11 protein-coding genes are annotated in these 11,977 nt (G+C 43.1%); 7 read left to right on the top strand and 4 right to left on the bottom strand.

Annotated features, from left to right (window positions below; all coding sequences use genetic code 11):
* Window positions 1–131: 131 nt before the first annotated feature.
* Window positions 132–956: a metallophosphoesterase gene (locus tag F6K20_RS08015; RefSeq protein ID WP_502708822.1), complete on the top strand. Its 825-nt coding sequence runs from the start codon at window positions 132–134 to the stop codon at window positions 954–956.
* Window positions 957–1,515: 559 nt separating this feature from the next.
* Here F6K20_RS08015 and F6K20_RS08020 read toward each other — a convergent pair.
* Window positions 1,516–1,935 carry a hypothetical protein gene (locus F6K20_RS08020; protein WP_287294362.1) on the bottom strand — a complete coding sequence of 140 codons (420 nt, stop codon included), beginning with the start codon at window positions 1,933–1,935 and terminating at the stop codon, window positions 1,516–1,518.
* A 758-nt stretch (window positions 1,936–2,693) separates the two neighbouring features.
* Window positions 2,694–4,361 carry a CTP synthase gene (pyrG, locus tag F6K20_RS08025; RefSeq protein WP_287294365.1) on the bottom strand — a complete coding sequence of 556 codons (1,668 nt, stop codon included), beginning with the start codon at window positions 4,359–4,361 and terminating at the stop codon, window positions 2,694–2,696.
* A 43-nt stretch (window positions 4,362–4,404) separates the two neighbouring features.
* Here pyrG and F6K20_RS08030 point away from each other — a divergent pair, with 43 nt between their 5' ends.
* Window positions 4,405–4,575, top strand: coding sequence for a hypothetical protein (locus F6K20_RS08030; protein ID WP_287255040.1), 171 nt, complete (start codon window positions 4,405–4,407; stop codon window positions 4,573–4,575).
* Here F6K20_RS08030 and F6K20_RS08035 read toward each other — a convergent pair.
* Window positions 4,557–4,823, bottom strand: coding sequence for a hypothetical protein (locus tag F6K20_RS08035; protein WP_154659921.1), 267 nt, complete (start codon window positions 4,821–4,823; stop codon window positions 4,557–4,559). The two genes, F6K20_RS08030 and F6K20_RS08035, sit on opposite strands and share 19 nt — an antisense overlap.
* Entirely contained in the window at window positions 4,810–5,016 is a 207-nt protein-coding gene (locus F6K20_RS08040) for a hypothetical protein (RefSeq protein ID WP_044494884.1), read from the bottom strand. The genes F6K20_RS08035 and F6K20_RS08040 overlap by 14 nt, the downstream gene beginning before the upstream one ends.
* 651 nt (window positions 5,017–5,667) lie before the next feature.
* Here F6K20_RS08040 and F6K20_RS08045 point away from each other — a divergent pair.
* From F6K20_RS08045 to F6K20_RS08065, 5 genes are all read left to right on the top strand, one after another.
* Complete coding sequence (locus F6K20_RS08045) at window positions 5,668–6,291, top strand: glutathione S-transferase family protein (protein WP_287294368.1); 624 nt, start codon at window positions 5,668–5,670, stop codon at window positions 6,289–6,291.
* A gap of 201 nt (window positions 6,292–6,492) precedes the next feature.
* Window positions 6,493–7,746 carry a tetratricopeptide repeat protein gene (locus tag F6K20_RS08050; RefSeq protein WP_287294370.1) on the top strand — a complete coding sequence of 418 codons (1,254 nt, stop codon included), beginning with the start codon at window positions 6,493–6,495 and terminating at the stop codon, window positions 7,744–7,746.
* Complete coding sequence (locus F6K20_RS08055) at window positions 7,728–8,825, top strand: tetratricopeptide repeat protein (RefSeq protein WP_287294372.1); 1,098 nt, start codon at window positions 7,728–7,730, stop codon at window positions 8,823–8,825. The genes F6K20_RS08050 and F6K20_RS08055 overlap by 19 nt, the downstream gene beginning before the upstream one ends.
* 40 nt (window positions 8,826–8,865) lie before the next feature.
* Window positions 8,866–11,661 carry a CHAT domain-containing tetratricopeptide repeat protein gene (locus tag F6K20_RS08060; RefSeq protein ID WP_287294374.1) on the top strand — a complete coding sequence of 932 codons (2,796 nt, stop codon included), beginning with the start codon at window positions 8,866–8,868 and terminating at the stop codon, window positions 11,659–11,661.
* A 120-nt stretch (window positions 11,662–11,781) separates the two neighbouring features.
* Window positions 11,782–11,977: hypothetical protein (locus F6K20_RS08065; RefSeq protein ID WP_287294376.1), on the top strand; the 196-nt coding region annotated here is incomplete at its 3' end.

Consider the following 11,977-nt stretch of genomic DNA (forward strand, 5'->3'; position numbering starts at 1 on the left):
TGGCTGATAACTGATAGCTGATGGCTGTTCGCGAAGCGTGCGCGTAGCGCATTGGCTGATAGCTGATGGCTGATAGCTGATGGCTGAGCTATGCTGGAGGCAAGTGTTTAATGACCCTCTTGATTAGCTGGATGAATTGGATATTTTCAGGACCTTTAAAGGTAGAAAAAGTCACCGTTGCGATCGCGGATTTACCTACGTCATTGCGAGGCACAAAACTTGTACAACTATCCGATTTACATTATGATCGACAGCAGTTACGAGAAAATATCTTAGCTGACGCTATTGAAGCCGCTAATCAAGCTGAACCTGATCTAGTCGTGTTAACTGGCGACTACGTAACCAATAGCCCGACTCCTATTTATCTACTAGCGCGGCGATTGAAGTACCTGGAAAGTCGCCATGGAATCTATGCTATACTGGGTAACCATGATTTAGCCTGGCGTCATTCAAAAGCAACAATTACTCAGGCTCTAACTAAGATTGGTGTGAAGGTGTTGTGGAATGCGATCGCTTATCCGTTTGGAGCACAATTACCTCTAGTAGGACTTGCTGATTTTTGGTCTGGTGATTTCAATCCTGGTCCAGTGCTCAATCAAATTGACCCCAAAACACCCCGGATTGTCTTATCCCACAACCCTGATACTGCGGAGATATTACAGCGTTGGCGAGTGGATTTGCAGTTGTCTGGTCATACCCATGGTGGTCAGATTGTGATTCCAGGAATCGGACCTGCGCCAGCATTGTTGAAAACCCTCCGGAAGTATATTCCTAAATCTGTGCAGCCCTGGATACCGTATTTGAAAGTATGTTCAAAAGTAACTAAGCACTGGGAATGGTCTGAGGGTTTACATTCGATCGGTAGAAACCAGTTGTATACTAATCGTGGTTTAGGAACTTATTGGCCAGGTCGTCTATTTTGTCCACCAGAAGTGACAGTAATTACATTGAATTAAGAATGTAGAATTAAGAATGTAGAATTAAGAATGGGGAATTAAGAATGGGGAATTAAGAATGTAGAATTAAGAATGTAGAATTAAGAATGGGGAATTAAGAATGTAGAATTAAGAATGGGGAATTAAGAATGGGGAATTAAGAATGTAGAATTAAGAATGGGGAATTAAGAATGGGGAATTAAGAATGTAGAATTAAGAATGTAGAATTAAGAATGGGGAATTAAGAATGGGGAATTAAAAATTAAGAATTAAGAATGTAGAATTAAGAATGTAGAATTAAGAAGGCAGAAGCCAGAAGCCAGAAGCCAGAAGCCAGAAGCCAGAAGCCAGAAGCCAGAAGCCAGGGGAGCATCTCATTTTGGAAACAATATTACCCAAAGCAACTATATTTCAAGGGTTTCAGCCCCCTAACAAGAGCTAACGTGCCAAATTGGGATGCTCCCGAAGCCAGAAGCCAGAAGCCAGAAGGTAGCATGTATAATTCTAAATTCTAAATTCTAAATTCTAAATTATTAATTCTAAATTCCCAATTCTAAATTCTAAATTCTAAATTCTATAATTACGTTAGTAAATAGCCAGTTTTTTGTTCAATGTAGTCTATTATCTTATGATAAATTTCTGGATATTTTTGTTCGCTAATAATGATGGGCATGGAACTGTCAGGTAACCAAAAGGTTAATCTATGATTTGGGTAGTGACAAAAACTACTGATTTTGTTGAGGTCAAGGATATAATCATGACGCTCGTAACTGAATGTAATCCAAAAACCTGAAGGTGATCGTGCTGATAACTTTTGAATGTAGTTGACCACTCGTTGATAACCGTCTGGGTCACTTTGACGGTTGATAATAATGGGAATAGTACTATCGGGTAACCAGAAGGTTATTTTTCCGTTGGGTCCATGGGTGAATGTACTAAGCCGATCCAGATCAATGACATATTCTCGATGATCGTAATTAACTTTTATCCAGTAACTCACAAAACCTCCTTATTGACATAATGGGTTGGTAATACTAGCAATTACCAATTCGAACGAGTCCAGTTAATCACTTTAGCAAAGGGAACAGGAAACAAAAATTATCACAATTCCTATACGGATTGCTCTTCTTATTCAGATTACTGGTTACTTCTTGTTAATTAACACTTGTTACTTGTTACTGGGAGCATTTCACCTTTGTAATTATGTACATATATCCCCCCTAACCCCCCTTAATCAAGGGGGGAATTAGATTCAAAAGTCCCCCTTATTAAGGGGGATTTAGGGGGATCTGAATCAGGGATTAACAAAACTGACATGCTCCATTTGTTACTTGTTACTTGACTTTCAACCAATAAGGATAAATAGTTAACCAGGATAGGAAAAATGTAGAATGTAGAATGTAGAATTAAGAATGTAGAATTAAGAATGTAGAATTAAGAATGTAGAATTAAGAATCCAATTCTAAATTCGCGCATTCTTAATTCTTAATTCTATTAAGATCATCCCTGAATTGAGCGAAAGTTGGAAGCCCCAACCTACTTCGTGTCGGTTGGGGTACTTCACTGTTACCTAGCTGCTGATCAAGCTAAGTCATATTTCAGGGGTTTATTCCTCAGAGCCGGATAATTTCTGTGGAATCATGTTTTGATGGAGGGTAATTATCCGGCATGATGTCATTGATCCCCTAATCTGCGACATATGTGACATCTGTTGCCCTATTTACCCTGATCAATACCGAAAGAACTTGCGTCACATACTTAGCAGCCTACTTGGGCAATGGATTGCTGGTTTTCGCTAGTACTGCCGTTAGTACTAGACTGTTTAACCTGTGCTTTGTCAAGGGTAGCTTGCACAAATCCCACAAACAATGGATGGGGATGACTAGGACGGGAGCTAAATTCTGGGTGGAACTGAGTGGCAATAAAGAAGGGGTGTTCTTTCAATTCAATTATTTCCACTAGGCGACCATCGGGAGAAGTCCCACTAATCACAAAACCTGTTTCTAGAAATAGGTTGCGATAAGCATTATTAAATTCATAGCGGTGGCGGTGGCGCTCATAAATAACTTCTTCTTGGTAGAGGGAAGATGCTAGAGTATCAGGTGCTATACGGCATGGGTATAGCCCTAAACGCATGGTACCGCCTAAATCCACTACATCTTGTTGTTCTGGCAATAGATGAATGACGGGATTCTTGGTATCAGTGAAAAACTCGGCACTATGGGCATCTTCTAAGAGGGCTACGTGCTGTGCCCATTCAACTACAGAACACTGCATCCCTAAACATAAGCCCAGCAAGGGAATCTGATTTTCCCTAGCATACCGAATGGCCTGAATTTTGCCATCTACTCCCCTAATCCCAAAGCCTCCAGGAATAAGGATACCGTTAAAACCGTTTAGGAAGGGTTCAGGACCGTCAGCTTCCACATCCTCAGCACTAACCCAGTGTATTTTGAGTTTGGTATCCTTTGCGATCGCAGCATGCTCCAAGGCTTCCACAACGGATAGATAGGCATCGGTTAGTTTGATATACTTACCAACAATGGCAATTTCAAGGTGGTGAGTGGGATTATGCAAACGCTCAACTAACCGCTGCCAATGGGTTAAATCTGGTTCCCGTTGCTCCATCTGGAATAACTCTAGGGTTTGCTGGGCTAGTCCTTCTTTTTCTAGCATTAGGGGGACTTCGTAGATACTGCTGGCGTCCTGTGCAGAAATAACTGACTCTACTGGTACATCACAGAATGCTGATATTTTATCTTTTAATCCGCTTGGGAAAGCGCGATCGCATCGGCAAATTAAAATATCCGGTTGAATCCCAATGGCACGCAATTCCTTGACGGAGTGCTGGGTTGGCTTAGTTTTTATTTCTCCAGCCGCAGGAATCCAAGGTAATAGGGTGACGTGCATATAAAGGACGTGATTGCGCCCGACATCCTTACGGAATTGACGAATTGCTTCCAAAAACGGTAGGGATTCAATATCCCCCAATGTGCCACCAATTTCTGTAATCACTACATCAGGATTGGAATTTTGGGCAACTCGATGAATGCGCTGTTTTATTTCATTGGTAATGTGGGGAATCACCTGCACTGTTCCCCCCTGGTAGTCACCGCGACGTTCTTTATTGATTACGGCTTGATAAATCGAGCCAGTTGTGACACTGTTTAGGCGAGAGACGGAGGTATCCGTGAAGCGTTCATAGTGACCTAAATCTAAATCTGTCTCGGCACCGTCTGATGTTACAAACACTTCTCCATGTTGGTAGGGACTCATGGTTCCCGGATCTACGTTAATATAGGGGTCTAGTTTAAGAATCGAGACGGAATAGTTCCGGGATTTGAGTAAACGTCCCAAGCTAGCAGCAACAATCCCCTTGCCAATACTGGATACAACCCCTCCAGTTATGAAGACAAACTTAGTCATAATAGTAATAATATTATAGCGCGATATAGATTTTCTGGGTTCATTGTGCCATGGTACACCAGAGTTGTTTGGTGCTGCTGAGCTATCAGCTATCAGCTATCAGTATTCAGCTATCAGCTATCAGTTACCAGCAATCAGCAATCAGCAATCAGTTATCAGCAATCAGCAATCAGCAATCAGTTATCAGCTTAAGCGCTACGCGCACGCTACTTGAGGTGCTATCAGCTTAAGCGCTACGCGCACGCTACTTGAGGTGCTATCAGCTTTCAGCCAACGGCTGACCACTGACCACTGAAGGTGACGGCTGACGGCTGACCACTGACGGCTGACCACTGACGGCTGACCACTGACGGCTGACGGCTGACGGCTGACCACTGACCACTGACCACTGACTACTGACCGCTGACCGCTGACCGCTGACCGCTGACCGCTGATCGATGCAAAACCCCTAGGATTCCTCATCCATTGGATTACCGAGGTCTAGATTACCGACGTCAAAGACAATGACAAATTGAGCATCAGGCATTAATCGTTTCAGAGCCCATAAGTGTCCTTCCGCATCAGACCGGTTCCGGAAGCGAGCAACGACTCTCCGCTGCATCTTGGGTAACAGCCGAATGACCACCCACGGATGAAGGCGTTCAGAATAACTCATAATCAAACTATCTCCTTTTGTAGGGGAGCCAGAGCTAGCCCGCCGACGGTCCAACATCTACGGGCTAGCTCTTGACTCCGGGCGTCTCAGCGCCCACTCTTATAGTTTAGCACAAAAAATATAATATTATAACATATTTTGAAAAGTTTTGTGAAAAACTGGTTGGGAGTAGGGAATTGGGAGTAGGGAATTGGGAATCGGGAATCGGGAATCGGGAATCGGGAATCGGGAATCGGGAATAAGGAATAGGTAAAAAATTTTATGTACCTTTATAGCTTATAGTTATGAAAAACGCTGTATAGCATTTATAAATAGGTCATTAACAATCTGGCGGATTTCTCATAACATCAAAAAGTCTTTGTAGCTTATTGATACAGTCGCTAATGGGGTAGCATCCTTTGACCGCGCTGCATCGCTCTTTTCTACTATTCCCGATTCCCTATTCCCTGCTCCCTGCTCCCTACTCGCTGCTCCCTAAAACCCAGAAATTTCTACCTCACAAAATTAACAACTACTTGACTTATTGCTATGGGTCTATTATTCTGTTTATTAGCTACTTTATCCACTTATATAATCCTTGGATACGTTAATCCTGTCAGTGGGCAAAGTGCATTTAATACTTCTAAGGTAAACGAATCTAGATCTAGAACAATGTCTTATCCTACTCAAGAGTCAGAATTCAGTAGTCATGACAATTTTGAAGTCAGTCAATCATCTGCACAACTAAAACTTTATGGTGCTCTTCGGAGCCGAGCTGCGATTGTGCAGTGGTATCTTGAGGAGTTGGGAGTGCCCTATGAGTATATCTTGCTGGATATGAAAGCTGGAGAGCATAAACAGCCGGAATACCTGTCGATTAATCCGATGGGGAAAGTGCCAGCAATTGTGGATGGGGACTTCAAACTTTGGGAGTCGGGAGCAATTTTGGTTTACCTAGCTAATAAGTATGGAGAAACCCCTAGTTCTCTGGAAGAACAGTCAGACATTGTGCAGTGGGTGTTGTTTGCTAATGCTACCTTAGGACTAGAATTGTTTTTGGACGATAGACGGGAGAAAGAAACGCCCCGTTTGTTGAAGCCACTAAATGAAATATTAACCGATAAACCGTTTTTGTTAGGGGATAATTTAAGTGTGGCGGATATTGCAGTAGGGTCTTATTTAGCTTATGCCAAAATACTGGTAAATTTGGATTTGAAAGAGTATCCAGCTGTTGCTGATTATCTGATGCGTTTGTCTGAACGGCCAGCTTTTAGAGAAACTATTGGTAATCGGTAATTGGGAGATAGGTAATCGGGAGTCGGGAGTCGGGAGTCGGGAGATAGGCAAACACTCCCTATGTTTACCATAAACTAATAAAGATTATGTGAACTAAATTTAAAGTTTTAGTAAATTTTTGTAACAACTCGTTATAGTCGCTTCTGAATAGTTTTGATAAAATAAGGCTGCTACAAAAAAATTATATAATTCCAATCGGCGATGACCAAAGCCAATTCTGGACTTTACTTTGCTCTGATTCGGTGCGAGCAGGCTTGGGAGTATTTAGATTGCCCAACAAATTCTTTATCTAAGGAAAAAGCGTTAGAAGTTTTATCGGCTAGGGATGCTCTTAAAAAGGTATTGAAAACTCAGGAGCCAGTGGCTGTTGATATCCTATCCCAAGTGATGCAGCTGGATGCCAAGTTGAAAGAAAATTCTGGTAGGATCCTGAAAGTTATTAACTTGGCTGACTGTCGGGAAAGTTTGCCTGCTCCCTCTCAGGATTGGTGGTGGCATTTAGACCGCAAACAGGTTAACTGGTTAATCAGAGGGCTAACAGTAATTACCTGGACCGGTAGCTTAGGGCTATTGGCTAATATTGCTAGTCGGTTTCTGAGTGGAGGAGTGGGGGTTTTGGGCGCAGCAGCAGTGGTTTTTCCGAGTTTATTGACCTTGCTGAAAGCTAAGAGTGAATTAACGGAAGCAGGACGAGAAGGGCTGGAAAAACTTATCGCTAAATTAGGCATTCCCCAATACCATCAAGAAGGAGCAAAATTTGGCTCTCTTGTGGGTTTGGGTGGGCTATTACTGGGGTTTTGGTTGCTTTTGCCCTTAATTTCTGAAGCTTACAATGATCAAGGACAAGAAAACTATGTTCAGGGAGAGTTGGGCACTGCGGAAGAGAATTATTTGAGAGCGATTGCTTTGAATCCTGATAATGTGGATGCTCACTACAATTTGGGCAATCTCTATGAGGACTTGCAGCAGTTTGATAAAGCCCGCACTGAGTATCTGCTAGCAGTGAAAGGGGATGTGCCAGAAGCCTATAATAACTTGGCTCGCTTGTTGATTAAAAAGAAGGAATATCCCGAAGCAGTAGCTCTACTTAATCAAGGTCTTTTAGAAGCACAGAAGCAGGATAGTTTTGCTGAGGTTAAGTACAACTTGTTTAAAAATCTAGGATGGGCGAAGTTTCAGCAAGGTTCAGATCTAGATACAGAGGCAGAGCAGGCACTAAAAGCTGCAACAGGTATTGCCAGTAATCCAGACTTGGCTCAATATTTGCCGAATCGGGGGTCAGCTTATTGTTTATTAGCCCAAGTGCTACAACGGCAGAAAAATCCTGGAGCTATCCAACAGTGGCAGCAGTGCTGTAAGTTGGCTTCTACTCTCAATGCTGATGAAGATACTTGGTTAAATCTAGCTCACAAGAACTTAAAGAAGGCAGGAAAATCATGCACAACAAACCGATGATTTTAAAAAAAACCTTAACAGGGGTGGTTTTTGGTCTAGCGTGCCTTGGGTTATTAGCTGGACCTGATTTGGCTTCGGATCAAAGACATTCAAGAAGTCTTAATTTTATTTACGACATTGAAGGGGATGTCAAGATCAAGCGGAGTGAATGGAACGACTATCATAATGCCAATGTGGGAGATTTAGTCAATCCCTCCGACCAATTACTGCTGGGAACTGGTGCATCAGCGAAGGTGAGGTGTAGCAATTTATCGGTTTGGCATTTGCAAGGGGATTCTGCTAACAGAGTATCCGATGGTTGTCCTTCTGTAATACTGACTAACCCTCGCCCTAACAGCCCTCGGGTGGCACCCCGCGCCCCTAAACAGATAATTCCCTACATCATCACCCCTCGCCATACCGCTTTACTGAATCACCGCCCGATATTCCGTTGGCATCCAGTGCCTGGAGCAACTAGCTATCAGGTTTCAGTACAAGATGCTAGCTTAACCTTGGACTGGCGGACGAAAACCAGCAACACAGAAATCGAGTATCCTGGTGAACCTCCCTTACAACCAGACTCCTATTATCTTGTTACCGTAAAAACTGACAAGGGATACTCCTCTGATCAAGAACAGGGAGTTGACTTAAGTTTTACCCTATTGGATGCCCAAAACGCTGAGTCAGTAGCAACAGCAGTCGCCCAAGTCAAACAACAGCAATTGACCCAAGAGGTAGAAACCCTGACATTAGCCTATCTTTACCATAGTTATGACTTGAAAGCAGAAGCCATAGAGTTACTAGAAGGGTTGGTAACAGGGGGAAGCCAAACAGCAGCAGTCTATCAACTGTTGGGAGATTTATACCAAGAGGTGGGATTGAGCCAGGAGGGGAAACGTCCTTATTTACAAGCTTTGGAACTAGCTAAAGGTACTAAAAATTTAGAAGGGCAAGCTCATGCGCAAGTTGGATTAGGACAATTAGAAAATAATAAAACTGAGGCCATAGAGTGGCTAAATCAAGCACAAAAAAATTATCAAAAATTGGGTTATATAACGAAAGTTCAGGAGGTTAAACAATGGATCAACAAGTTTCAGTAAACCCTATTCAAACACTGACCTAAACCGACACCCTAGACTGATGACCCAACGCGACGAAACCCGCACCCAAGCCCAACAACTTTTTAATCAGGGGAAGCAACTGTATCGGCAACAAAGGGCAGAATCTTCCAGACAGGCAATTACCAAATGGGAAGCAGCACTTCCTTTGTGGCGTGAATTAGAGGATAAATCTAAAGAAGCTTTGACTTTGGTTGCGATAGGTCATGTTTACAGTAATTTAGGATTTAAGCAAAAAGCCCTTGAATACTACAATCCAGCATTATCAATCTTTCAAGAAATTGGCAAACGCTCAGGGGAAGCAGCAACCCTCAACGGTATTGGTCTTGTCTATTCTGACTTAGGAGAGAAACAGCAGGCATTAGACTACTACCACCAGGCTTTACCCTTACGGCGAGCAGTGGGCGACCGCAAAGGGGAAGCAGTAACCCTCAACAATATTGGTCGTGTTTATTCTGTCTTAGGAGAGAAACAGCAGGCATTAGACTACTACCATCAGGCTTTACCCTTACGGCGAGCAGTGGGCGACCGCTCAGGGGAAGCAGGAACCCTCAACAATATTGGTATTGTCTATTCTGACTTAGGAGAAAAACAGCAGGCATTAGACTACTTACAGCAGGCTTTACCTTTACGGCGGGTGGTGGGCAACCGCAAAGGGGAAGCAACAACCCTTAACAATATTGCTGTTGTCTATAATGCCTTAGGAGAGAAACAGCAGGCATTAGACTACTACCACCAGGCTTTACCCTTATCAAGAGCAGTGGGCGACCGCTCAGGGGAAGCAACCACCCTCAACAATATTGGTCGTGTCTATGATGACTTAGGAGAGAAACAGCAGGCATTAGACTACTACCACCAGGCTTTACCCTTATCAAGGGCAGTGGGCGACCGCTCAGGGGAAGCAATGACCCTCCACAATATTGGTGCTGTCTATTCTGGATTAGGAGAAAAACAGCAGGCATTAGACTACTATCATCAGGCTTTACCCCTATCAAGAGCAGTGGGCGACCGCTCAGGGGAAGCAGTAACCCTTTCGAATATAGCTTCTTTGGAAATAAGTCGAGACAACCTCCAAGAAGCATTAACTCCTATCCAAGCCTCTATTAATCTTATCGAAGATTTACGCACCAAAGCATCGGTCAGTCCTGAACTCCGTCAAACTTACTTCTCTACCCAACAAGGTGCTTATCAATTCTACATTGATTTATTGATGGAACTCCATCAACAAAACCCCTCCCAGGCCTATGATCAACAAGCCTTTAACATTAGTGAACGTTCCCGGGCTCGAACCTTATTAGAATTACTAACCGAAGCCAATGCCAATATTAAAGAAGGGGTAGACCCCGAATTAATAGCCCAACAAAAGCGCTTACAAGGTCAACTTGATACTACCGAAACACAACGCTTAGAGATTGATAACAATCCTAATAGTACCGATGAACAAAAAAAAGCGGTCAAGGAAAAACGTAAAAGTATCTTAAAAGAGTATCACGACTTACAAACTAAAATTCGGGCTAAAAGTCTTAACTATGCAGCTTTAAATTATCCTCAACCCCTGACCTTGGAAAAAATTCAAGAGGATATTTTAGATCAGGATACGGTTTTATTACAGTATTCTCTAGGTATAAAACAAAGTTATCTCTGGGTGGTTACCAAAGAGGAAATGACCAGTTATCAACTTCCCTCCCAGAAAGACATCAACAATTGGGTCAATAATCTAATTAAGTTTACTACCAAAAGCAATGCCAAGGCGTTTACTCAAGCTGTAACTCCATTAAGTAAAGCAATCCTTCACCCTGCTAAAGATAAATTAACCAAAAAGCGGATTGTAATTGTAGCTGATGGGGTATTACAATACATTCCCTTTGCCGCCCTTTCGGTCTCAGAAAATCAACAACCCCTAATTACCAACTACGAGATTATCAACTTACCCTCTAGTTCCAGTTTAGCAACGATTCGCCATGAAACTCAAGCCAGAAAAGCTGCCCCAAAAGCTTTAGCGGTCTTAGCGGATCCTGTGTTCAGTATCGATGATCAACGGATAAACAATACTCAGGACAAAACCCCAGGTATTATTAGCTTCATTACCCAGAGGCTGCAATTGTTGTTAGGTAAGCTGTTCGGTTTTAAATCCGTAGCGGTAAATAACAGCAAAACTACCGTTTCTCAAGCACAACCCTCAGATTTACGATCCCTTGCTCTTCAGCGTTCAGTCAAAAACCTCAGAGATGGCAAATTTGACTCCCTACCTGGCACTCGCCAAGAAGCGGAAGCTATCCTTAACCTTATCCCAGAAGACACTGAAAAAACCTCGGCTTTCGACTTCGATGCTAATTTTACTGCTGCCACTAACCCTGAACTGAGCCAATATCGCATCGTCCATCTGGCTACCCATGGCATCCTCAATACTAAGTCCCCAGAATTATCAGGACTTGTACTATCCTTGGTGGATGAAACGGGAAATTTCACCAATGGTTTCCTGAGACTCCATGATATTTTTAACCTCAAACTAAATGCTGACATAGTAGTATTAAGTGCTTGCCAAACGGGAGTGGCTAAGGACATCAAGGGAGAAGGGCTAGTAGGACTAACCCGAGGATTTATGTATGCTGGTTCCCCTCGGGTATTGGTCAGTTTATGGAAAGTTGATGACCAAGCCACAGCAGAAATTATGACTCGATTCTATCGGTTGATGTTGAAGAAGAAATTATCACCAGCAGAGGCTTTGAGAAAGGCACAGTTAGAGATGCAACAGCAAACTGAGTGGAAGTCTCCTTATTATTGGGCAGCTTTTACTCTTCAGGGAGAGTGGAATTAGGGTGTGGGGTGTGGGGTTTAGGGTGTGGGGAGTAGGGAACAGGGAGCAGGGAGCAGGGAGCAGGGGGTAGGGAATAGGGAAAAACCAATTTAAATGGGCATCAGCATAATGGTTCTGTAAATGCGATCGCATACTGGTTCTCAAAAGAGCGATGTGCGATCGCACCGCTACGCGAACGCATACTGCTTCTGTAAACGCGATCGCATACTGCTTCTCAAAAGAGCGATGTGCGATCGCACCGCTACGCGAACGCATACCGGTTCTGTAAACGCCATGTGCCGCAAGCACCGCTACGCAATCGCATTTTTGTGTGCTA

The sequence above is a fragment of the Moorena sp. SIO2C4 genome, from assembly GCF_010672485.1.
Lineage (GTDB): Bacteria > Cyanobacteriota > Cyanobacteriia > Cyanobacteriales > Coleofasciculaceae > Moorena > Moorena producens.

What these genes read in the sequence shown, in the direction of transcription:
- F6K20_RS08035 (WP_154659921.1), bottom strand. Translation starts at nt 4,823, where the DNA reads ATGAGGAATCCTAGGGGTTTTGCATCGATCAGCGGTCAGCGGTCAGCG.
- pyrG (WP_287294365.1), bottom strand. Translation starts at nt 4,361, where the DNA reads ATGACTAAGTTTGTCTTCATAACTGGAGGGGTTGTATCCAGTATTGGC.
- F6K20_RS08015 (WP_502708822.1), top strand. Translation starts at nt 132, where the DNA reads ATGAATTGGATATTTTCAGGACCTTTAAAGGTAGAAAAAGTCACCGTT.
- F6K20_RS08040 (WP_044494884.1), bottom strand. Translation starts at nt 5,016, where the DNA reads ATGAGTTATTCTGAACGCCTTCATCCGTGGGTGGTCATTCGGCTGTTA.
- F6K20_RS08045 (WP_287294368.1), top strand. Translation starts at nt 5,668, where the DNA reads ATGTCTTATCCTACTCAAGAGTCAGAATTCAGTAGTCATGACAATTTT.
- F6K20_RS08060 (WP_287294374.1), top strand. Translation starts at nt 8,866, where the DNA reads ATGACCCAACGCGACGAAACCCGCACCCAAGCCCAACAACTTTTTAAT.
- F6K20_RS08055 (WP_287294372.1), top strand. Translation starts at nt 7,728, where the DNA reads ATGCACAACAAACCGATGATTTTAAAAAAAACCTTAACAGGGGTGGTT.
- F6K20_RS08050 (WP_287294370.1), top strand. Translation starts at nt 6,493, where the DNA reads ATGACCAAAGCCAATTCTGGACTTTACTTTGCTCTGATTCGGTGCGAG.